This window comes from Agilicoccus flavus (assembly GCF_014857905.1).
Taxonomy (GTDB): domain Bacteria; phylum Actinomycetota; class Actinomycetes; order Actinomycetales; family Dermatophilaceae; genus Agilicoccus; species Agilicoccus flavus.
Map to the genome: position 1 here is coordinate 28038 of NZ_JACYXE010000016.1, position 23141 is coordinate 51178.

Annotated in this window: 16 protein-coding genes; 9 read left to right on the forward strand and 7 right to left on the reverse strand. The window is 76.4% G+C overall.

Annotated features, from left to right (window positions below; genetic code table 11):
* Nucleotides 1–123: 123 nt before the first annotated feature.
* Both ICW24_RS17825 and ICW24_RS17830 read right to left on the reverse strand, forming a co-directional pair.
* Nucleotides 124–1008 (reverse strand): sulfite exporter TauE/SafE family protein, encoded by an 885-nt coding sequence (locus tag ICW24_RS17825; protein ID WP_226347076.1) that lies wholly within the window; start codon nt 1006–1008, stop codon nt 124–126.
* On the reverse strand, nt 1005–2291 hold the full coding sequence (locus ICW24_RS17830; RefSeq protein ID WP_226347077.1) for an MFS transporter: 1287 nt from the start codon (nt 2289–2291) through the stop codon (nt 1005–1007). The genes ICW24_RS17825 and ICW24_RS17830 overlap by 4 nt, the downstream gene beginning before the upstream one ends.
* Nucleotides 2292–2499: 208 nt before the next feature.
* On the opposite strand from ICW24_RS17830, the gene ICW24_RS17835 reads away from it, so the two are divergent.
* From ICW24_RS17835 to ICW24_RS17875, 9 genes are all read left to right on the forward strand, one after another.
* Complete coding sequence (locus ICW24_RS17835; RefSeq protein WP_226347078.1) at nt 2500–3612, forward strand: ABC transporter ATP-binding protein; 1113 nt, start codon at nt 2500–2502, stop codon at nt 3610–3612.
* Entirely contained in the window at nt 3609–4253 is a 645-nt protein-coding gene (locus ICW24_RS17840; RefSeq protein ID WP_226347079.1) for an ABC transporter permease, read from the forward strand. The genes ICW24_RS17835 and ICW24_RS17840 overlap by 4 nt, the downstream gene beginning before the upstream one ends.
* Nucleotides 4250–5026: an ABC transporter permease gene (locus tag ICW24_RS17845; RefSeq protein ID WP_226347080.1), complete on the forward strand. Its 777-nt coding sequence runs from the start codon at nt 4250–4252 to the stop codon at nt 5024–5026. Before ICW24_RS17840 ends, ICW24_RS17845 begins: the two co-directional genes overlap by 4 nt.
* 41 nt (nt 5027–5067) lie before the next feature.
* On the forward strand, nt 5068–6015 hold the full coding sequence (locus ICW24_RS17850; RefSeq protein ID WP_226347081.1) for an ABC transporter substrate-binding protein: 948 nt from the start codon (nt 5068–5070) through the stop codon (nt 6013–6015).
* Between the two features lie 156 nt (nt 6016–6171).
* Nucleotides 6172–6990, forward strand: a complete 819-nt coding sequence (locus ICW24_RS17855) for a DUF4190 domain-containing protein (protein ID WP_226347082.1) — start codon at nt 6172–6174, stop codon at nt 6988–6990.
* Between the two features lie 178 nt (nt 6991–7168).
* Nucleotides 7169–11152: an exodeoxyribonuclease V subunit gamma gene (locus tag ICW24_RS17860; protein ID WP_226347083.1), complete on the forward strand. Its 3984-nt coding sequence runs from the start codon at nt 7169–7171 to the stop codon at nt 11150–11152.
* A complete protein-coding gene (locus ICW24_RS17865) occupies nt 11149–14937 on the forward strand; it encodes a UvrD-helicase domain-containing protein (protein WP_226347084.1) in 3789 nt (1262 codons plus the stop codon). The genes ICW24_RS17860 and ICW24_RS17865 overlap by 4 nt, the downstream gene beginning before the upstream one ends.
* The gene (gene recD, locus ICW24_RS17870) at nt 14934–16775 is read left to right on the forward strand and encodes an exodeoxyribonuclease V subunit alpha (protein ID WP_226347085.1); all 1842 of its coding nucleotides are present in this window, start codon (nt 14934–14936) and stop codon (nt 16773–16775) included. The genes ICW24_RS17865 and recD overlap by 4 nt, the downstream gene beginning before the upstream one ends.
* Nucleotides 16776–17195: 420 nt before the next feature.
* Nucleotides 17196–20102, forward strand: a complete 2907-nt coding sequence (locus ICW24_RS17875; protein ID WP_226347086.1) for an ATP-dependent RNA helicase — start codon at nt 17196–17198, stop codon at nt 20100–20102.
* A 204-nt stretch (nt 20103–20306) separates the two neighbouring features.
* Here the strand turns inward: ICW24_RS17875 and ICW24_RS17880 are convergent, their stop codons facing one another.
* The 5 genes from ICW24_RS17880 to ICW24_RS17900 all read right to left on the reverse strand — a co-directional run.
* Nucleotides 20307–21023, reverse strand: coding sequence for a B3/B4 domain-containing protein (locus tag ICW24_RS17880; protein WP_226347087.1), 717 nt, complete (start codon nt 21021–21023; stop codon nt 20307–20309).
* Between the two features lie 58 nt (nt 21024–21081).
* Complete coding sequence (locus tag ICW24_RS17885) at nt 21082–21645, reverse strand: manganese efflux pump MntP (RefSeq protein WP_226347088.1); 564 nt, start codon at nt 21643–21645, stop codon at nt 21082–21084.
* Between the two features lie 238 nt (nt 21646–21883).
* Entirely contained in the window at nt 21884–22348 is a 465-nt protein-coding gene (locus tag ICW24_RS17890; protein WP_226347089.1) for an NUDIX domain-containing protein, read from the reverse strand.
* A gap of 11 nt (nt 22349–22359) precedes the next feature.
* Entirely contained in the window at nt 22360–22533 is a 174-nt protein-coding gene (locus ICW24_RS17895) for a hypothetical protein (protein WP_226347090.1), read from the reverse strand.
* Nucleotides 22534–22635: 102 nt separating this feature from the next.
* Nucleotides 22636–23141 (reverse strand): hypothetical protein (locus ICW24_RS17900; protein ID WP_226347091.1); only part of this gene is annotated, 506 nt, incomplete at its 5' end.

Here is a 23141-nt window from a genome sequence, read left to right on the forward strand (position 1 = left end):
CCCCTGTGGTGTGAGATCCCCCCTAGATCTGCGGTGAGCGTACTCCTGGACGGGTGTCCCACAGCCCCGGTTCGGGTGCGGCGCGGGCTCGGCAGGGGAGCACGGCCTGCCCGTCGGCCCCGGTCAGCGCAGGAAGGAGACCGCGGCCGCCAGGCCCGCGGCGACGATGAGGCCGCGCAGGAGGGGGGCGGGGATGCGGCGGGCGACGCGGGCGCCGATGTAGCCGCCCGCGATCGATCCGGCCGACAGCCACGCGACGACGCTCCAGTCGACGTCGGCGATCAGGGCGAACACGACGCCGGCGACGACGTTGCCGACGAAGACCGACAGGGTCTTGAGGGCGTTGACGATCCGCAGCTCGACGTCGAGCCCGAAGCCGAGGACGGCGACCATCATGGCGCCCGACCCGGCGCCGAAGTAGCCGCCGTACACGCCGACGAGGGTGGCGAAGAACGTCGTCGCCGGGGACATGGCGGTCCGCGGGGCGTGGCCGTGGTCGGCGGCGCGCGCGGAGCCGCGCCCGGAAACGTGTTCCGGCGCCTGGCCGGAGCCGTGGTCGACGTCGTGGCCGGAGCCCCGGTCGAGGACCCCGCCGGCCCCCGCGCGCCGCGCGACGTGCGCGCGGACCCGCGCCGAGATCCACGGCTGGGTCGCCACGAGCAGGCAGGTGAGCAGGATGAGCCAGGGGACGACGCGCTCGAACGCCTCGGAGGGCAGGGCCAGCAGCAGCGCGGCGCCGCCGAGAGCCCCGACGGCGTTCGTCGCGATGACCTTCGCCGCGAGGGCCCGGTCGGCGTTCAGCTCCTCCCGGTACCCGAGGCAGCCCGAGACGCCCGCGGCGATGAGGCCCAGGGTGTTCGAGACGTTCGCGACGACCGGCGGGAGGCCGATCGCGAGGAGCACGGGAAAGCTGAGGAGCGAGGCGACGCCGACGCTCGAGGTGAGGATGCCCGCGCCGAGTCCCGCCGCGACGACGGCGAGGATCGTGCCCGGATCGGTGGCGATCACGGGGCCGGCGCCGGTGCCGCAGGCCGTGTGAGGGCGAGCACGGCGAACGCCGCCGCGACGGCGATCACCCCGGCGACGGCGCTCACCCCGCGGTAGTCGACCAGACCCATGACGGGGCCGGCCGCGGCCGCGGCGACCGCGCCCGACAGCGACATCGTCGCGTCGGAGAAGCCCTGGGCCGGGACCCGGTCGGCGGGGGCCAGGGCGGACACGAGGAGGGTGGAGCCGGCGACGGTCGCCGCCGACCAGCCGAGACCGATGAGGACGAGGCCGCCGGTGACCACGGGCATCGCGTCGGCGAACACGCCGGTGACGACGACCGAGGCCAGGAGCGCGGTCAGACCGCCGAGCGCGACGCCCCGGGCGCCGAACCGGTCGGTGGCCCACCCCATGAGCGGCGACAGGCCGTACATGCCCGCGATGTGCAGCGAGATCGTCAGGCCGATGAGGCTGATCGTGTCGGGATGGTGCGCGAGCGTGCCGGCCTGGTGCTGCATGTGCAGCGGCGTCATCGACATGACGGCGACCATGACGGCGTGCGCGGCGACGACGGTGGCGAGCGCGGCCTGCGCGGTGCGGTGGGCGGCGACGACCCGCAGGCCGTCGGACCAGCGCAGGCGTTCCGGGCGGCGGCCACCGTCGTCGAGCTCGCGGCGCAGGAGCAGCGGGTCGGGGCGCAGCCCGACCGCGACGATCGTGGCGCCGACGACCATGCCGGCCGCCGAGATGAGGAACGGGCCCGCGAGGGGCGGCAGCCCGAGCGCGTCGGAGAGCGCGGCGCCGGGGCGCACGGTGTTGGGGCCGAGGACGGCGCCGACGGTGATGGCCCAGACGACGTAGGACAGCTCGCGCCCGCGGCGGGCCGGTTCGGCGAGGTCGGTGACCGCGAACCGGGCCTGCAGGTTGACGGCCGCGGCGAGGCCGACGCACAGCGACCCGAGCAGGAGGACCCCGAACTGGCGGGTGACGACGGCCGCCACCATGGCGAACGTGCCGAGCACCGCGAGGCCGAGACCGCCCGTGAGCGCGACGCGGCGCCCGCGCGCGAGCGCGACCTGCGACAACGGCATCGCGGCGAGGGCCGTGCCGAGGGTCATGCACGTCGTCACGGCCCCGGCCCACGTGTCGGAGCCGCCGAGGTCGACGGCGAGGATCGACCCGAGCGCGAGGGTCGAGCCGTTGCCGAGCCCCGAGAACACCTGGGCGCTCGCGAGGGTGCGTACCACCCGCCGCTGCGTCGCCGCGCGGTCGAGGAGGGCGGCGTCGCCCGGCTGCGAACTCACCCGGCTCACGGTATCCCGTGCGCCGTCGCGCGCGGCAGGGCCGACACGGGGGCACCCTGTTGTCCGGCCCGGGGCAGTGTGTAAAGCTGACCCGCACCTTTGTTCGACCATCCGACCCAGACCGTCCGCGTCGCGCCACCCGGCCCGACGACCGTCCCGGCCGCATTCCGTTGCGCCTCAGGCAAACCCGAAAGCGAGGTGCCGGAGGATGATCGAGTTCGACTCCGTCACGAAGGAATACCCCGACGGCACGGTGGCCGTCGGCGACCTCAGCTTGCGGGCCCCGACCGGGGAGATCACCGTGCTCGTGGGGCCCTCGGGCTGCGGCAAGACGACGTCGCTGCGGATGATCAACCGCATGATCGAGCCGACGTCCGGGACCATCACCATCGACGGCGAGGACTCCGGATCGGTCGACCCCGCCCGCCTGCGCCGCGGCATCGGTTACGTCATCCAGCACGCCGGGCTGTTCCCGCACCGCACCATCGTGCAGAACATCATGACCGTGCCCACGCTGCTGGGCTGGGACGGCGGCAAGGCGAAGGCCCGCGCGATGGAGCTCATGGAGCGGGTGGGCCTCGACCCGGCGTTCGCCGACCGCTACCCCAACCAGCTCTCCGGCGGACAGCAGCAGCGCGTGGGCGTCGCCCGGGCGCTCGCCGCGGACCCCCCGGTCATGCTCATGGACGAGCCGTTCAGCGCCGTGGACCCCGTCGTGCGCGAGGGGCTGCAGGACGAGTTCCTCCGGCTGCAGTCCGAGATGGGCAAGACGATCGTGTTCGTCACCCACGACATCGACGAGGCGGTCAAGCTGGGTGACCGGATCGCCGTGCTCGACGTCGGAGGGCGCCTGGCCCAGATCGCGTCGCCGGCCGTGCTGCTCGCGGAGCCGGCGAGCGACATGGTCGCCGACTTCGTGGGTCGCGACCGCGGGTACCGGGCGCTCGCCTTCACCGGAGGGCAGGTGCGCGCCGACGACGAGCCGACGGTGCCGCTGGGCGCGAGCGTCGAGGACGCGCGCGCGGCCGCCGGGGGAGCCCGCTGGCTGCTCGTCCTCGACGAGGAGGGTCGCCCCGCCGGCTGGGTGGAGCCCGCCAAGATGGCGGCGCCCGCCTCGGCCGACTTCCTCAACCGCGGGGGCACCGTCGCGCGGGCGGACGGATCGCTGCGGCAGGCGCTCGACGCCGCGCTGTCGTCGCCGTCGGGGCGCGGGGTCCTCGTCTCGCCCGACGGCGCCCTCATCGGGACGGTGCCCGCCGGCCGGGTCGTCGAGGCCATCGAGGCCGAGCGCGTGCATCGGACCGAGGGCGGCGCGTCGTGACCTGGTTCCTCTCCCACCTCGACGACGTGGGGGTGTTCCTCGCCTGGCACGTGTACCTCTCGGCGGTGCCGCTCGTGCTCGGGCTGGCCATCGCCCTGCCGCTGGGCTATCTCGCCCGCCGCTACCGCTGGCTCTACCCGCCGCTCATCCTCGGCACGGGGCTGCTCTACACGATCCCGTCGCTCGCGATCTTCATCCTGCTGCCGCTCCTGCTGGGCACGCAGATCCTCGACCCGATCAACGTGCTCGTCGCGATGACCGTGTACACGATCGCGCTGCTCGTGCGCACCGTGGCCGACGGCCTCGCGGCGGTGCCCGACGAGGTCCTGCTCTCGGCGACCGCGATGGGGTACAAGCGGTTCTCGCGGCTGCTGCGGGTCGAGCTGCCGCTGGCGGTGCCGGTCATCGCGGCCGGCCTGCGCGTGGCGGCCGTGAGTAACGTGAGCATCGTGTCGGTGGCCGCGATCATCGGCGTCTCCCAGCTCGGGTCGCTGTTCACCGACGGCTTCGCCCGGGCGTTCCTCGCCCCGATCGTCGTCGGCATCGTCGCCTGCGTGCTGCTCGCGCTCGCGCTCGACCTCCTCATCCTCGCGGCCGGCCGGGCGCTCACGCCGTGGCTGCGGAACAGGAGGGCGTCGTGATCTCCCGGATCTTCGGGTGGCTGTTCGATCCCGCCAACACGGGCGCCATCGTCAGCCGCACCCTCGAGCACCTGCAGTACTCGGTCGTCGCGCTCGCCCTCGCGGCGCTCATCGCGATCCCGGCGGGGATGTACGTCGGCCACACCGGCCGCGGCCGCTTCGCCGTCGTCAACCTCGCCGGCGCGGCGCGCGCCATCCCCACCCTCGGCCTCCTCTACCTCATGGTGCTGCTGCTGGGGCCGAGACTGACGGGCGACGTCGCGTTCCTCCTGCCCAACCTCCTCGTCCTCGTCGTGCTCGCCATCCCGCCGATCCTCTCGGGCACGTACGCCGGCATCGACGAGGTCGACCCCGCGGCGCGCGACGCCGCGAAGGGCATGGGCCTGACGGGCCGGGAGGTGCTGCTCCGGGTCGAGTTCCCGTGCGCGCTCCCGCTCGTGTTCTCCGGGCTGCGATCGGCGCTGCTGCAGGTCGTCGCCACCGCGACGATCGCCGCGACCGCCGGGCTCGGGGGGCTGGGCCGCTTCCTCATCGACGGTCTCGCCGTGCGCGACTTCCCGCAGATGGCGGCCGGCGCGATCCTCGTGGCCGTGCTCGCCCTCCTGTGCGACCTCGTGTTCGGGCTCGCGCAGCGCTACGCCGTCTCACCCGGGATCAGCGGGCGGACCCGTCGCCGGACGCGCCGCGCCCGCCGCGAACGCGACGCCGACTCCGGCGCCTCGGCGTCCCGCACCGAACGCGACCGGCTCGACGCAGGCGCGTCCGCCTCCTGACCGCACCCACCTCTGGTCGACCGAACGAAAGAGAGACCGTCATGACCCGCTCCCGGACCGCGCTCGCCGCCCTCGCCGCCACCGCTCTCGGCGGCGTCACCGCCCTCTCGGCCTGCGGGGGAGGCGGCGGCGACGACCCGCTCGCCGGTGCCTCCGCGACGACCGCCGCGTCGGGCCAGATCGTCGTCGGCTCGGCGAACTTCCCCGAGTCCGAGCTGCTCATGGACATCTACGCCGGGGCCCTCGAGGCCAAGGGGATGCAGGTGAGCACGAAGCCGAACATCGGCAGCCGCGAGACGTACATCCCCGGCCTCAAGGACGGGTCGATCAACCTCGTGCCCGAGTACACGGGCGTGCTCGCCCAGTACTTCGCGAAGGACGCCGGCAAGAAGGTCTCCGGCACGACCTCGGACGAGGTCTACACCGAGCTGAAGTCCGTCCTCCCGCAGGGGATGACCGTCGGCGCGAAGTCGGCCGCCGAGGACAAGGACGCCGTCGTCGTCACGAAGGAGACGGCCGACACGTACAAGCTCAAGACGATCGCCGACCTGGCGCCCGTGGCGGGGCAGATGGTGCTCGGCGGCCCCGCGGAGTGGAAGACGCGCGAGACCGGCGTGCCCGGCCTGAAGTCGATCTACAACCTGACGTTCAAGGAGTTCAAGGCCCTCGACTCCGGTGGCCCGCTCACCGTCCAGGCACTGAAGAACGGCCAGGTCCAGGCCGCGAACCTCTTCACCACCGACCCGAACATCGCCGCCAACGGTTTCGTGCCGCTGGAGGACCCGAAGTCGATGTTCGCGGCGCAGAACGTCGTGCCCCTCATGGCGGCGTCGGCCTCGACGCCGCAGGTCACGCAGGCCCTCGACGCGGTGTCGGCGAAGCTCACGACGGAGCAGCTCGCGGCGATGGTCACGCAGGTCGTCATCGACAAGAAGGACGCGGAGGACGTGGCCGACGAGTTCCTCCAGAAGAACGGTCTCGGCGGCTGAGCCCGCGCGGCTCCCGGCCGGTGGGCGGATGAGCTGCGTACGCTGGTCGGGAAGGGGCGTCCGCGTCCCGCCCGGCGTCGCGTCCGAACCGGCCTGGTTCGGGTGCCACCGGGCCCGCGAGCAGACCGCTGCCCTCGACGACCACCAGGAGACACCGTGAGCGACAACGGCCGATACGACCACCCCGACCGCGGGGACGGCGGCTCGACCCCGCCGCCCTACGACGCGACGAGCGAGATGCCGCGCTACGAGGCCGGCCGGGGCGGCGCCGACACCCCGCGCCCCGACGAGCAGGGGCCCCGCTCGAGCGAGGCGCCGCGCTACGGCGCGTACGCCGAGCCGGGCCGGTGCGGCTCGGACGCGGGCGGATCGCCGCAGCCCGCCTACGGGAAGTACGACGAGTCCGGCCGGGGCGGTCGACCCCAGGACGCCCCCGCGCAGGGCGGCTACGGCCAGGGCGGGTACGGCGAGAGTGGCTACGGCCAGAGTGGCTACGGGCAGGGCGGGTACGACCAGGGCGCGTACGGCCCGGGCGGCCCCGGCGCCGGCTACGGCGAGGGCGGCTACGGCGACCCGCGCGGCGCCGGCGACCCGTGGGCTCCGCGCCCCAGTGCCGCCCTCGCCATCACCGCCCTCGTCCTCGGTGTGCTGGGGTTCCTCGGCTCGTGGCTGGTCCTCGGCGCGATCCTCGGCCTCGTCGCGGTGATCGTCGGCATCGTCGCCGTCGTCAAGGCCCGCAAGGGCCGGGCGCGCGGCACCGGCATGGCGATCGGCGGCATCGTCCTCGGCGTGCTGAGCATGATCATCGCGGGCGCGCTCGTCGCCATGATCGGCACCTTCTTCATGCAGCCCGGGTTCCAGCAGTGCCTCCAGGAGGCGTCGCAGGGTGCGAGCCAGACCGAGGTGCAGCGGTGCCTCGACGACCTCGCCCAGCAGGAGGGTGTGTCGGCTCCGGCCGACGAGCAGGAGGCCTGAGTCGAACGGATCATCCGGGCGGCGGACGGTTCCGCTCGGGGTCGAGGGCGGTCACCGGTGCGGTGGCCGCCCTCGCGGGTGCCGTGACCGGGTCGGCCGCGCCCCGCGTTCACGGCGCGTCGGCCGGTCGGGACCGGCCTCGGCGACCTTGTCGGTGGCGGCGCCTAGTCTCCTTCTCGTGAGTTGGCATGTGGTGCGGGCGGAGCGGACGGACATCCTGGCCGACGCGCTCGCCGAGCTGCTCGCGGTGCCGGTGGCCGACCCTCTGCAGGAGGAGGTCGTCGTCGTGCCCGCCCGCGGGGTGGAGCGATGGCTCACCCAACGCCTCTCGCACCGGCTCGGAGCCGGGGCCGGAGCCGGAGTCGCGCGCGAGGCGGCGGTCGACGGGGCGCCGGCCGGGCCGGAGACGTGCGGAGCGCGCTCGCCCGGGGTGGGCGCGGTCGGTGCGGTCGGCTTCGCGCCGGGCGGGGTGTGCGCCGGCGTGCGGTTCCTCAGCCCGGCCTCGCTCGTCTCGATGCTCACGGGCCGGGAGCGCGACGACCCGTGGGACCCGGATCGGCTCGTGTGGTCCCTGCTGAGCGTCATCGACGAGAGCCTCGACGCGTCGTGGTGCGCCCCGATCGCCCGGCACCTCGGGCACGGCCTCGGGCCCGCTACCGACGGCGTCGACAGTGTCGACGGTGTCGACGAGATCCGCGCCGGCCGCCGGTACTCGCTGGCCCGGCGGCTCGCGGGCCTGTTCGCCTCGTACGGGGTGCAGCGCCCCACCCTGCTCACCGACTGGCGCGAGGGCCGGTCGCTCGACGGCGTGGGTGCCCCCCTCGACCCCGACCTCGCGTGGCAGCCGGAGCTGTACCGGCGCCTGCTCGACCGGGTCGAGGGACCCCCGCCCGACGTGCGGCACCAGGACACCCTCGATCGTCTGCGTGCCGGAGCAGGCGGGTTCGCGGCGGGCGGGGCCGAGGGGCCGTCGCCCGGTGCGCAGGCCCCGCTCGCGCTGCCGGGCCGGCTGTCGCTGTTCGGGCACACCCGCATCGCGCGCACCGAGATCGAACTGCTCGCCGCGCTCGCCCGGCACCGCGACGTGCACCTGTGGCTGCCGCAGGCGTCGGAGGCGGTGTGGCGCGCCATCGAGCCCGAGTGCGCGATCGGCCCGATCCGGCGCGCCCAGGACCGGACCGGCGAGCTCGTCGCCCACCCGCTGCTCGCGTCGCTCGGGCGCGACGCGCGGGAGCTCCAGCGATCCCTCGCCCTCGCCGCGGCCGAGGCCGGGGCGGACGCCGGGGCCCGCGCCGGGGCGGGGCCGCTCGGCCCGGGCCCGGCGGACCGCCCGCCTACGCCTACGCCTGCCACTACGACTGGGCGTGCGGCGGTGATCGGGCCGGTCGAGGCGGTCGAGGAGGTGCCGAACGTCGCAGAGGCGTCGGGCGCCGACGCGGCGCCGGGCACGGGCACGATCCTCGGCTGGCTCCAGCACGACCTGCGCGCGGGCCGGCCGCCCACGCCGCAGGAACGGGCGGCGCGGGTCCCGGCCACGGGCGACGCGTCGGTCCGCATCCACGCGTGCCACGGCCCGGCCCGGCAGGTGGAGGTGTTGCGGGAGGTCCTCGTGGGTCTCCTCGCCGACGACCCCACGCTCGAGCCGCGCGACATCATCGTCATGTGCCCCGACATCGAGGCGTACGCGCCGCTCGTCCAGGCCGCGTTCGGGCTCGGCGGCGGGGTCGACGAGGGGGGTGGACGCGGCGCGCGGCACCCCGCCCACCGGCTGCGCGTGCGCCTCGCCGACCGGTCCCTCACCGCGACCAACCCGCTCGCGCGTCTCGCCGCAGACCTGCTCGGGCTCGTGGGCGGGCGGATGACGGCGGGCGACGTCCTCGACCTGGCCGGCAGCGCGCCCGTGCGGCGGCGGTTCGGTTTCGACGACGACGACCTCGACCGGATCGCCCGCTGGGTCGACCAGGCCGCGATCCGTTGGGGGCGCGACGCGCGCTCGCGGGCGCCGTTCGACCTCGAGCGGTTCGACCAGAACACGTGGCGCTTCGGCCTGGACCGGCTCCTGCTCGGGGTCGCGACGGGCGAGGACCGCGGCCCGGACGAGGAGCGGTACGCCGTCGGCGGCGCGGCCGGGCAGGGGGTCGGCGCCCGTGCGGCCGGGGAGGCGCTCGACGGCGGTCAGGACCCGGCCGGGGAGGCCGTCGGCGGCGGCGACGGTGCGGCCGTGAGCGGGGTCTCGGGCACCGGCAGCGCGGCCGACGAGGGGCTCGGCGGCTCCGCCGGCGCCGCCGACGAGCCCGGCGCCGATCCGGTGCGGGGCGGCGGGAACGTGCCCGCCGACCTGCTGCCCGCGCTGCCCGTCGACGACGTGGGCGGTGGCGACATCGACCTCGTCGGGAGGCTCGCGGAGCTCCTCGACCGCCTCGACGCCGTCGTCGACCGGCTCGAGGCCGCGCGCACCGCGGCCGACTGGACCGACGCGCTGCGTGAGGGCGTGCGCGACCTCGCGGACGTGCCGCTCACCGAGACGTGGCAGGTGGCGCAGCTCAAGCGTGAGCTGGCGGCCGTCGCGGCGGCGAGCCGCCCCGACACGCGGCTGCGGCTCGCCGACGTCCGCGGCCTCCTCGCCCACCGCTTCGCCGGTCATCCCACCCGGGCCAACTTCCGGACCGGCACGCTCACCGTGGCGACGATGGTGCCGATGCGCTCCGTGCCGCACCGCGTCGTCGCCCTCCTCGGCCTCGACGACGGGGTCTACCCCCGGCAGGAGACCGTCGACGGCGACGACGCGCTCTCCCGGGATCCGATGACGGGCGAACGGGATCCGCGCAGCGAGGACCGGCAGCTGCTCCTCGACGCGATCATGGCCGCCACCGAGCACCTCGTCGTCACCTACACCGGCGCGAGCGAGCACGCGGGGTCGCCACGCCCGCCCGCCGTGCCGCTCGGGGAGGCCGTCGACGCCGTCCGCGAGACGATCGCGCCGGAGCTCGACGCCGACGGCCGCGAGGTCGACTCCCCGTCGTTCGTCGTGCGCCACCGGCTGCAGCCGTTCGCGCCCGAGAACTTCGTCGACGGGGCCCTCGGTGCGCCCGGCCCGTTCAGCTTCGACGCGGCCTCCCTCGCCGGCGCGCGGGCCATGGCGGGCGAGCGGACCCCCGTGCCGCCGCTGCTGACCGAGCCGCTGTCGGCCACGCCGGTGACCGACGTCGACCTCGACGACCTGCTCGCCTTCTTCGCGCACCCCGCCCGCCACGTGCTGCGCGGGCGCCTCGACGTCACCGCGCCGCTCGAGGGCGACGAACCGCTCGACGCGATGCCCGTCGACCTCGACTCCCTCGAGAAGTGGGCCGTGGGCGACCGCCTGCTCGGCGCGGCGCTCGCCGGCGTCCACCCCGACGTCGCCGTCCGGGCCGAGAGGCTGCGCGGCCTGCTCCCGCCCGGCGGCCTCGCCGACCCGGTCCTGGCCGACGTGCGCGACGTCATCGGGGCGGTCGTCACGACCGCGAACGGGCTGCGGGTGGGCACCCCCGGCAGCGTCGACGTCGACGTCGACCTCGGGGGCGGCCGCCGGCTCTCCGGCACCGTGCCACACGTGTACGGCACGCCGACCGGGTCCGGTGGCGCGGCGCGGCACGTCACCGTCTCGTACTCCTCGGTCTCGGCGAAGCGTCGGCTCGAGGCGTGGATCACCCTGCTCGCGCTCGCCGCCTCCGACGACTCGATCGCCTACACCTCGCACGCGCTCGGCCGCCGCGGCCGCCGCGCCGTCACCGCGGTCGCCGGCCCGATCGACCCCGCGACCGCCCGGGCGGCGCTGCTCGACCTCGTCGACGTCTACGACCGCGGACGCCTCGAACCCCTGCCGATCCCGCCGCGGACCGCGCTCGCGTACGCGGAGGCCCACGCCCGGGGGGCCCGCGGCGAGCGGGTCGACGCCGAGGCCGCCGCCCGCGACGAGTGGGTGGGCCGCGACAACGGCCGCGGGATCCCCGGCGAGGCGGCCGACGCCTGGCACGTGCGCGTCCACGGCCCGCAGGCGCCGCTCGAGGTGCTGCTCACCGATCCGCGCCCGGGCGAGGACTGGAACACCGCGCCCCACCGCCTCGGCCGGTACGCCCTGCGCGTGTGGGAGCCGGTCCTCGCGGCCCAGGAGGTGCGATGAACCGGGCACAGGAAACGACGGCGAGCGATGATCTGGCCCCGTTCGCGATCACCGATCCGCTGCCCACGGGCACCGTCCTGCTCGAGGCGAGCGCCGGGACCGGGAAGACGTGGACGATCGGCGCGCTCGTCACCCGGTACGTCGCCGAGGGGGTCGCGACGCTCGACGAGATGCTCGTCGTCACCTTCGGGCGGGCCGCGAGCCAGGAGCTGCGCGAACGGGTGCGCGAGTCCCTCACCCGCGCCGAGCGCGCGCTGCGGGACGCTCGCTCGGACCGGCCGGGCCGAACCGCTACGGCCCCCGTGGCCGAGCAGACCGACGCCGTCGCGGAACCCGACGTGGGACCCGACGTGCTCGCGGCGACCGACATCGTCCCGAGGTCCGACGGGCGCGCCGCAAGGGACGACCTGGCCCGGGCCGACTCACTCTTCGAGGCCCACGACCTCCCTGAACCGGACGACCCCGCGCAGGCCCACGACCCCGCGGGAGGCGACCCGCCGGAGGAGACCGACGGGCTCGACGGGCCGTCGGCCGCCGCGCGCGCGGACGACCCGCTCGTCGACGTCCTGCTCGCGGCCGACCCCGCCGAGGTCGCGGCGCGGCATCGCCGGCTGCGGGCCGCCCTGGGCGCGTTCGACGCCGCGACGATCGCGACGACCCACCAGTTCTGCCGCCTCGTGCTCGCGAGCCTCGGCGTCGCGGGCGACACCGACCCCTCCGCCCGGCTCGTCGAGGACCTCGACGACCTGCTCGTGGAGGTCGTCGACGACCTGTACGTGCGCGGTTTCGCGGGCAGCTCGGCACGGCCGGCGTTCTCGCGCGACGAGGCGCTGGCCATCGCCCGGGCGGTGCACGCCGACCCGCAGGCCCGGATCGAGCCCGCGCACCCGGCGCCCGGGTCGGTCGCGGCCCGCCGGGTCGGCTTCGCGCGGCTCGTGCGCGACGAGATGGCGCGGCGGATGCGCCGGCTCGGGGTGCTCGGCTACGACGACCTGCTCAGCCAGCTCGCCGACGCGCTCGCCGACGAGGACGCCCCGGCCCGCGCGCGCATGCGCCGCCGGTGGAGCGTCGTCCTCGTCGACGAGTTCCAGGACACCGACCCCGTCCAGTGGGCCGTCCTGGACCGCGCCTTCAGCGGCCACGCGACGATGGTGCTCATCGGCGACCCGAAGCAGGCGATCTACGCGTTCCGCGGCGGCGACGTCGTCACCTACCTCGCCGCCGCGGCGACCGCGGGGGACCGGCGCACGCTCGACGTCGACCGCCGGGCCGATGCTCCCCTGGTCGACGCCCTGCAGGCCATGTGGGCGGGGGCGCGCCTCGGCGACGAGGACATCGAGGTCCGAGGAGTGCGCGCGGCGCCGAACCACGCGGGCGGACGCCTCGTCGGGGCGCCCGCCGGCGCGCCCCTGCGGGTGCGGATCGCGCCGGGCCCGCCTCCCACGGGCCGCCGGCCCACCCAGATGCGGATCGGGACGGCCCGCGACATCGTCGGCCGCGACCTCGCCCGCGACGTGTCGCGGCTGCTGGGCTCGGGCGCCACGTTCGACGGCCGGCCGCTGGCGGCGGGCGACGTCGCGGTGCTCGCGCACACCGGTCGGCAGCTCGCCATCGCGCAGACCGCGCTGCGGGCGGCGGGGATCTCCGCCGTCGTCGCGGGCGGGGGGAGCGTCTTCCGCACGCCCGCCGCGACGACGTGGCTGACCGTGCTCGAGGCGATGGAGCAGCCCCACCGCTCCGCCCGGGTGCGCGCGGCGGCCCTCACCCCGTTCGTCGGCTACTCGGCGGCCCGGCTCGACGCCGGCGGCGACGACCTCACCGACTCCGTCGCGGCCCGGATGCGCTGGTGGGCGGCGCTCTTCGCCACCCGCGGCATCGCCGCCGTGCTCGAGTCGGCCACCGCCGACGGCCTGCCCGCCCGGATGCTCGCCCACGTCGGCGGCGAACGCGACCTCACCGACCTGCGCCACGTGGGCGAGGCGCTGCACGAGGTGGGTCTGTCCGACTCCCTGGGCCTCGTCGCGACGATCACATGGCTGCGCGAACGCATGACCGAGGAGATCGTCGAGACCGCGAGCGCGCGGACCCGCCGGCTCGACAGCGACGCGTCGGCCGTGCAGCTCTCGACCATCCACGGGAGCAAGGGCCTGCAGTACCCGGTCGTCTACGCCCCGTTCCTCTTCGACCGCTGGGTGAGCGACGACCCGCCCCTGCCGCGCTTCCACGGGCCCGACGGCCACCGGTGCCTCGACGTCGGCGGCGCCCATCCCGGCCGGCGCGACCACGTGGCCCGCGCCCTCGCCGAGGAGGCGGGGGAGTCGCTGCGCCTCTTCTACGTCGCCCTCACGCGGGCCCAGTCGCAGGTCGTCACGTGGTGGTCGCCGACGACGAACACGCCACCCTCCCCGCTGCACCGCATGCTGCTCGGGCGCGCCCCCGGCACGCCCGACGTACCCGACGCGGCCCCCGTCCCGCCCGACGACCGGGCCCGCGCCATGTTCGACGCGTGGCGCGAGCTCGGCGGCCCCGCCTGGGAACTCGTCCTCGAGGAACCGGTGCCCGTGCGCCGCGAGGCCGGCGGCCCGGCCCGGCTCGAGCTGCGCACCTTCGGCCGCGAGATCGACCCCGCCTGGCGGCGCACCTCCTACACGGCCCTCACGCGGGTTGGTGACGAGGAGGCCGTGGCCGGCCGGACCGACGGCGCCGGTCAGGTGGGCTCCGAGCCGGAGAACCCGGCCCGCGAGGACGAACCGGAGGTCGCGCAGATCGTGCCCGGGGCCGGGCGAGACGCCCCTCGCCCCTGGGATGACTCCGGCTCCGCCGGCACGCTCGACCCGTCGGTGGCCTCACCGGCCTCGCCACCCTCGCCGGCCTCGCCGTCCCGGTCCGCCGAGTCCGCCGAGTCGTCCGAGTCGTCCCCGCCGGCGGCCACGGTGGGCGCCGCGGCCGAGGCGGTCGCCTCGCCCATGGCGGACCTGCCCGTGGGGGCCACGTTCGGCTCCCTCGTCCACCAGGTGCTCGAGGAGGCCGACGCCACCTCGCCCCGGCTGCGCGAGGAGCTGACCGACCGCATCCACGAGGCGATCCTGCGCTGGCCCGTCGACCTCGACCGGTCCGCCCTCGCCGAGGCGCTGGCCGCGGTCGTGCGCACCCCGCTCGGCCCCCTCGCCCCCGGCGTCACGCTCGCCGACGTCGGCCGGCGCGACCGGCTGTGCGAGATGGAGTTCGAGATGCCGCTCGTCGGGGGCGACCTCGCCCGCGCCGGCGCGCCGGTCGTGCGCCTGGCGGCGCTCGCCGAGCCGCTGCGGCGCCACCTGCCGCCCGGCGACCCGGTGCGCGCGTACGCCGACGTCCTCGAGGCGGGTGCGATGGGGGAGCAGGAGCTGCGCGGCTACCTCACCGGCTCCCTCGACGTCGTCCTGCGCGTCGGGGAGCGCTACCTCGTCGCCGACTACAAGACGAACTGGCTCGGCCCGATCGACGAACCCCTCACCGCGCACACGTACCGTCCCGCCGCGCTCGCAGAGGCGATGGGGCACTCGTCCTACCCGCTGCAGGCCCTCCTCTACGCCGTCGTGCTGCACCGCTACCTGCGCTGGCGGGTCCGGGACTACGACCCGGAGCGGCACCTCGGCGGGGTGCTGTACCTGTACGTGCGCGGGATGTGCGGGCCGGACACGCCCGTGGTCGACGGGCAGCCGTGCGGCGTCTTCTCCTGGCGCCCGCCGGCGGCCCTCGTGCTCGAGTGCTCCGACGTGTTCGACGGTCCGGGAGGGGTCCTGTGAGCGAGGTCTTCGAGGTCACGTCTGCCCAGGACCGCCGCCTCGCCCTGCGGGCGACCGGCGTGCTCGGCCGGGCGAACGCGGCGGGCATCCTCACCGCCTCCGACGTCCACGTCGCCGACCGGCTGTGCGCCCTGGCCGGCGAGGAGTCGGAGGCCGTGCGGCTCGCGGTGGCGCTCGCGACCCGCGGGGTCCGCCTCGGGTCGGTGTGCGTCGACCTCGACACGGTGCCCCAGGTCGAGCCGGCCTTCGACTGGCCCGAACCCGACGCGTGGCGGGCGGCCGTCGCGGCGTCGCCGCTGCTCGCCGCGGGCGTCGTCCGCCTCGACCTCGGCCTGCTCTACCTCGACCGCTACCGCCGCGACGAGGTCGCCGTCTGCCACGACCTCCTCGACCGGGCGGGCACCCCGCCGGAGCTCGGCGGCGCCGCGGCCGACGCGGCGCTGGAGGAATCCCTGGAGCGCGTGTTCCCGGGTGACGGGTACGCCGAGCAGCGCGACGCGTCGCGGCGGGCGGCGGGGCAGGCGGTCACGGTGCTGACCGGCGGGCCGGGCACGGGCAAGACGACGACCGTCGCGGGCCTGCTCGCCGTCCTCGCCGAGCAGGCGGAGCGGGCGGGCGGGGAGCGGGGTCGGCTGCGGATCGCGCTCACGGCACCCACGGGCAAGGCCGCCGCCCGGCTCGGCGAGGCCACGGCGGCGGCGACGGCCCGGCTGCCGACGGCCGACCGTGACCGCCTCGGCTCGCTGCCGGCGAGCACCATGCACCGCCTCCTCGGGTCGCTGCCGGGGCGGCGGACGCGGTTCCGGCACGACCGGTCCAACCGGCTCCCGCACGACGTCGTCGTCGTCGACGAGATGTCGATGGTGTCGCTGACGATGATGGCGCGTCTGCTCGAGGCGCTCCGGCCCGGCGCGCGGCTCGTGCTCGTGGGCGACCCCGACCAGCTCGCCTCCGTCGACGCCGGCGCCGTGCTCGCGGACCTCGTCGCGGGGTTCGCCGACCGCGACCGGTCTCCGGTCGTGCGCCTGCGCGTGCGGCACCGGTTCGGCGTCGGGATCGGCGCCCTCGCCGACGCGGTGCGCGACGGCGACGGCGACGGGGTGCTGGCCCTGCTCCGCTCGGGCGATCCGGCCGTCGAGTTCGTCGAGGTGCCCGACGCCCCGGAGGGGGCCGACCCGGCCGACGCCGGGCGGGCCCTGCTCGAGGCGACCGCCGACACGTTGCGCCCGCGGCTCGTCCGGCACGCGCTCGACCTGCGCGAGGCGGCCGTGGCCGGCGACGCGGACACGGCGCTGCGGCTCCTCGCGCAGCACCGCCTCCTGTGTGCGCACCGGCGCGGGCCGTACGGTGTGGCCGCCTGGAACCGGTACGTCGAGCAGTGGCTCGCCGAGCTCGGCGGCATCGTGTCCTACGACCCGATGTACGACGGTCGCCCGTTGCTCGTCACCGCGAACGACTATGCCTCGGGGCTGTTCAACGGCGACACCGGCGTCGTGCTGCGCGCCCCCGACCACGACGGGCCGGGCCGCCGCGGGCCGGTCGCCGTGTTCGACGGCGCGCAGGGGCGGCTCACCCTCGCGGCGGCGCGCCTCGGCGACGTCGACACCATGCACGCGATGACGGTCCACAAGAGCCAGGGCAGCCAGGCCGACCACGTGACCATCCTGCTGCCCGGGCCCGAATCGGCCCTGCTCACCCGCGAACTGCTCTACACCGGCCTGACCCGGGCGCAGTCCCGGGTGACCATCGTCGGCAGCGAGGACGGGGTGCGCGCCGCCGTCGACCGGCGCGTCCAGCGCGCGACCGGCCTGCGCCGCCGCCTCGCCGGCCCCGGCTGACCACCGTCCGACTCAAGCCGTCCCACCACCGCCCCGCCCACTCCGCGGCCCATGCCGACCCGGTTCACCTGCGCCGATGAGGTGGCAGAGCCGAGCCGGACGGGCATGGTCCACCGGTGCACAGGGTGCCGTGGGTCGGACGGCGCCCGGTCGGGCACCGACCGTTCGGTGGACTATGCGGACGCGGTTCACCTGTGCCGATGGGGTGGTATGGCCGAGCCGGATGGGCATGGTCCGCGGGTCGGGCGCCGTCCGTTCGGTGGACTGTGCCCGGCCCGCTTCCCTGTGCCGGTGAGGTGGCATGGCCGAGCCGGATGGGCATGGTCCGAGGGTCGGTCGCCGGCGGCCGCGCCGCCTGCGTCGCACGTGGCGGTGGGGCGAGGTCGCGTCGGCCCGACGACGGTGGGCGAGACTGGGCGGATGAGCTCCCCGTTCGACCTCGCGCGCATCGGGGCGGGGCTGCCGTTCGCGGACTCCGCCGGCGCGCTGGCCGCGGCGGTGGCGGAGCGGGGCGTCGCGGTGGTCCAGGCGCCGCCCGGCACGGGCAAGACGACGCTCGGACCGCCCATCGTGGCCGGGGTCGTCCCCGGGCGGATCGTCGTCACCCAGCCGCGGCGCATCGCCGTGCGCGCGGCCGCCCGCCGGCTCGCGGCACTCACGGGCACGGCGCCGGGCGACGTCGCCGGCTTCACCGTGCGGGGCGAGCGGCGGGTCGGCCAGCGGACGCGCGTCGAGTTCTGCACCCCCGGCGTGCTCTTGCGGCGGCTGCTGTCGGATCCCGACCTGCCGGGCGTCGGGGCGGTCGTCCTCGACGAGGTGCACGAGCGCGGTCTGGAGACGGACCTGCTCGTGGGAATGCTCGTCGAGGTCCGCGAGCTGCGCGACGACCTCGGCCTCGTCGCGATGTCGGCCACGCTCGACGCGCCCCGGTTCGCGGCCCTGCTCGGGACGGGCACGGCGAGCAGGGCGGCCCCGGTGATCGACTGCCCCTCGGCGCTGCACCCGCTGACGATCCGGTGGGCCCCGGGCGACATCCCGCGCACCGACGCGCGTGGCGTCTCGCGTGCCTTCCTCGACCACGTCGCCCGGGTGACCCTCGACGCCCACGCCCGCGCGGCCGCCGACCTCGGCCTGGCGCAGGCGCCCGACGCGCTCGTCTTCGTGCCGGGCGTGGCCGAGGTCGCGCACGTCGCGCGGCGACTGGCCGAGGCGACAGGCGGGGTGGCCACCGGGAAGACCGGCACGGCGACGGCCGATGGGTCGGTCGAGATCCTCGAGCTGCACGGTCGCCTCGGCCCGGCCGCGCAGGACCGGGTCACCGGCGGTCGCGCGCCGGGGGAGCCGGCGCGCATCGTCGTGTCGACGTCGCTCGCCGAGTCCTCCCTCACCGTCCCCGGCGTCCGGCTCGTCGTCGACGCGGGACTCGCCCGCGAGCCGCGGCGCGACGCGGCGCGGGGGATGTCGGGGCTGGTCACCGTGGCGGCCTCGCGCGACGCGGCCGTGCAGCGCGCGGGCCGGGCCGCGCGGCTCGGACCAGGGATCGCGGTCCGCTGCTACGACGAGACGACGTTCGCCGCGCTGCCCGCCCACGTCACCCCCGAGATCGCCGCCGCCGACCTGGTCGGGGCCGCGCTCACCCTCGCCTGCTGGGGCTCACCGCGCGGCGAGGGCCTCGCCCTGCCCGACGCCCCGCCGGCCGGGGCGATCGCCGACGCCGAGCGCGTCCTGCGGGGTCTCGGCGCGGCCGACGCCGACGGGCGGGTCACGGCCCTGGGCCGCCGGCTCGCGCGGGTTCCCGCCGATCCCCGCCTCGCGCGTGCCCTGCTGGACGGCGCGGCCGTCGTCGGTGCCCCCGCGGCGGCCGCGGTCGTGGCCGCCCTGTCGGACGATCACCGGCCCGAGGGCGCCGACCTGCCGCGGTTGCTCGCGGACCTCGGGCGGGGACGCGCGCCCGGCGCCGCTCGCTGGCGCGACGAGACCCGCCGCCTCGCGGGCCTCGCGAAGGAGCCCGCCGACGACGGGCGGTCGGCCGGGTGGGCGCCGGACGCGGCCGGCGCAGGGCGGGATTCCGACGACGTCGTGCGGTCGAGCCGGTCGGGCGGGTCCGCGCCGGACACGGCCCGGGCCGGGCGGGATTCCGACGCCGTCGGCCTCGTCGTCGCCCTCGCCTTCCCGGATCGGATGGCGCGGCGGGTCGGCTCGGCGGGCGGAGACGGCGTGTACCTGCTCGCGTCGGGCACGCGCGCCGCGGTGCCGAACGGGCCTCTGACCGGCCACGAGTGGCTCGCCGTGGCCGACGTCGCCCGCGCCGAGGGCCGGGCCGCGGCGGGCACGGGCGCCGTCGTCCGGTCCGCCGCCCCGCTGTCGGAGCAGGCCCGCGACCTGGCCGGCGCGGAGTTGCTCACCGACGAGGTGCGCGCGCAGTGGCGGACGGACGCGGCCCCGGGAGGAGGAAGCGCGACATCCTCCGCCGACGCGGTCGGCGGCCGCGTCGTCGCGCGGCGGGTGCGCGCCCTCGGCGCGATCGAGCTGTCGTCGGCGCCGGTGCGGCCCAGCCGGGAGGTGGCCCGCGCGGCGGTCGACGCCGCCCTCGCGCGGTGGGGCCTGCGACTCTTCGCGTGGTCCCCGGCCGCCGACGGGCTGCGCCGACGCCTCGCGCTGCTGCACGCCCACGTCGGCGAGCCGTGGCCCGACGTGCGCGACGCCGCGCTCCTGCGCCGCGCGGACGAGTGGCTGGGCCCCGAGATCGACGCGCTCGCCGACGGCGGACGCGCCGACCGCATCGACCTGCTCGACCCGCTCCGCCGCCTCCTGCCCTGGCCGGACGCGGCCCGCCTCGACGACCTCGCCCCGCAGCGACTCACCGTCGCCAGCGGGTCCCGCGTGCGGATCGACTACCCGGCCGTGCCCGCGTCGGAGACCGCCGTCCAGGAGGCCGCCGCCACCTCTGCCGCCGCCGCTACCGCCGCTCCCGACCCGGCCGCCGCAGCGGACCCTGCCTCCGCCGATGCCGGTACCCGGGTCCCTGCCGACGACGCTGCCGCGGTCGGCCCCGCCTCCGCCGTCGGCCGCCCGGTCGTCGCCGTCAAGCTGCAGGAGTGCTTCGGCTGGGCCGCGACGCCGACGGTGGCGGGCGTGCCGATCCTCTTCCACCTGCTCTCACCCGCGGGCCGGCCGCTCGCGATCACCGACGACCTCGCGTCGTTCTGGGCCGGACCGTACGCCCAGGTCCGGGCCGAGATGCGGGGCCGCTACCCGAAGCACCCGTGGCCGGAGGACCCGTGGAGCGCCCCGGCCACGGCCCGCACCCGGCGCGCCGGGCGCTGACGCGACCCCTGAGGCCCGGCCACGGCCCGCACCCGGCGCGCCGGGCGCTGACGCGACCGGACTGGGGGAGCGGTGGGCCGAACGGGCGTGCGACCGAGAGGACGCTGCCCCCACGCCCGATCCGGGCCGGGGTGGGCGGGACGTCGTGCGCACCACGGCACCCGGGGCGCGGTGTCGGTACGCGCCGACCCCACGGATCCTGCGTCAGCGGGCGGACAGGACGCGGGCCTCCAGCGTGGCGTCGGGCCCGACGAGGCGCAGCGCCTCCAGGAGGGCGTCGCGCACCTGCTCCGCGCGGGCGTCGGAATCGCCCGGTTCCACGTCGAGGACGTCGCCGATGAAGACCGCGTCGACGGTGTCGTGCTCGAGCCGGGTCCGGTAGCACTGCCGCCAGTTCCAGCGCCGGCACGTGACGCCGACGTCGTCGCGCCAGACGACCTCGCCGGGCTCGGGGTGCTCGATCGTCTCGGCGCCGGACGCGAGTGTGCCGAAGTCCTCCTCACCGGTCGCGCGGACGAGCCGCAGGGGGCCCGAGTAGGCGCGCAGGTTCTCGCCGCCGAGCGGGGTGGCGAGGCGGATCGAGACGGCGTTGTAGGCGTCGGCGAGCCGGTTGATGCGCGGCAGCCCGTCCTCCACCCGCCGCAGCAGGGCCTCCGCGCTGTTGCGGGTGCGCTGCGGCTTGGCCCCGAAGGCCCGGAACGCCTCGCGCCAGGCCGCGATGTGGGGCAGGTCCTCGGCCTTGCCGTCGCCGATCGCCGCGCGCGCCTCGCCCTCGGCTCCCGCGAGCAGGGCCTCGCTCACGTCGTCGGACGGCCCGGGCGTCAGGCCCGTGGCGGTGACGAGGACGCAGCGGTAGTCGGGGCGCAGGTCGCCGACCTGCTCGGAGATGCTCGCCGCGGCGAGCCAGTCGGAATACGTCACCCCGGCAACCTATCCGGGGCCGGCCCACCCGCCGGTCGAGGGCCGGGTGGGCGGTTCGTCAGGCGCGCAGGTGCTCGAGGAGGGTGGTCACGCCGAGGCCGATGAGGATGAGCCCGCCGCCGATCTCGGCGGGCGGGCCGAGGCGCGAACCGATCCGGCGCCCCAGCGCCACCCCGACGGCGCTGAGCACGAACGTCGTGACGCCGATGACGGCCACCGTCGGCAGGATGTCGACCTCCATGAACGCGAGGCTGACCCCGATGACGAGGGCGTCGATGCTCGTCGCGAGGCCGAGAACCGTGAGGTCGCGGCGCCGCAGGCGACCCGGCGCCTCGTCGTCCTCGTGCTCGGGCCGGACCGCGGCCCAGATCATGTGCAGGCCGATGCCGGCCAGGAGCGCGAAGGCGATCCAGTGGTCGACGGCCCGGATGTAGTCGGCGAACGCGGCGCCGAGCAGCCAGCCGACGAGCGGCATCACCGCCTGGAAGAGGCCGAAGGTCGCGGCGATGGCCAGGACCGAGCGGCGGTCGACCCGCGGCAGGGTCAGGCCCTTGCCGAGCGCGACCGCGAAGGCGTCGGCGGACACGCCGAGCGCGATGAGCAGGACGGTGAACGGGGACATGCGGCGCGAAGACCTCTCGTCTCACGGCGGCCGAAGGCGGGATCGCGACTTCGACACACGTACGGTGTCGAAGGTCTCGTTCACCCGCGCCGAGCGGACGGTGCGCCGGGTGGGCCGGGCCCACCAGTGTGTCGACGCACGCTCCACGCCCCGCTGTCGAGGCGATCGGAACTACTCCCCTTCGTTCGGCCTCCACGATACCGAAGGCTCGCCGGAGGCGGTCGACTTTGCGCGAGGGTCAGCCGACCCCGTCGATCTCGCGGCCGTTCTCGAGGTAGACGCAACGGTCGTGGGCCAGGGCGGCGCCCACGCGGCGCCGGACCGGGGGCCGCAGCGCCTCGAGCGCGTCCTCGGGGCGCATGAGACGGTGCGAGGCGATCTCCTCCGCCTGCAGCGTGATGCGGCGCAGGGCCCGGTCCGGCAGGACTCCGCAGTGGAAGAGGAAACGCAGGCCGAGGGGCCGGCCCTTCTTGGCGGGGCGCGTGTCGACGCAGGCCAACCGGCCGGACGTGACGTCCAGCCCCGTCTCCTCGGCCACCTCGCGGCGGCACCCCTCCCACGGGGTCTCGCCGGCCTCGAGGACGCCGCCGGGAACGGTCCACCCGGACTTGTACGTGGGCTCGAGCACGAGCAGCCGCCCGCGGCGGTCGAAGACGAGGGCACCCGCCGACGCGGGGATGCCGGGCGGCGTCCAGGCGCTCACCGACGACCGCCTCAGGGCCGGCGGTCGGGACGCTTCTCGGCGACGACGTCAGGGCCGCCGTCCTTGCGCCGCAGGGCGGCCCGCGCCGCGGCCCAGGCCGCTCCACCGAGCACGACGCCGAGGGCGCCGCTGAAGATCCACGCGAACGGGGAGGGTTCCTTCTCCCGGGACACCGACTGATTCATGGCGCCCACCGTAGGCGATGACGGGCGCCCACCCCCGCGCGTCCTCGGCGCTCGGCCCGGCCGCGCCATCGGCGGCCCCCGCCCGACGCGGGACCAGGTGCCTCAGGCGGGAGGTCGGCGCCCGCCGCGGGGGTTCGCCCGGTCCCACCCCGTCACCGCCCGTTCGAGGGCGAGCACGTCGGCGTGGATCTCGATCGCGGCCCGCCCCGAGCGCACCGGATGACTCCGGATCCGCTCGAGGCTCGGACCGGCCGCCGCCGCCAGGTCGGCCGCCCGCGCCCGGGTGAGCCTTCGGTCGCGCTCACTGCGGCTCGTACGCTCGCCTGCGTTCGCCGCTCGGAGTTTTCTGTCGCGCTCACTGCGGCTCGCAAGCTCGCCTCCGTTCGCCGCTTCTGGGCGCCAGGCCAGGCCGAGCACCGTGTAGCCGACCCCCGACAGGGCTCGCTCCATGTCCCGGTACGCCTCGATCCGTTCGGGCTCGTCGGCGCCCTGTGCGTCAGGCTGAGGTGAGACACCACTTCTGAGTTCCTTCCCTCTGCACGGGGCGGAGAAGCGAGACACCTGATGACCATGACGTTGGCCGATGCTGCCCGGATCGATGATGGGGT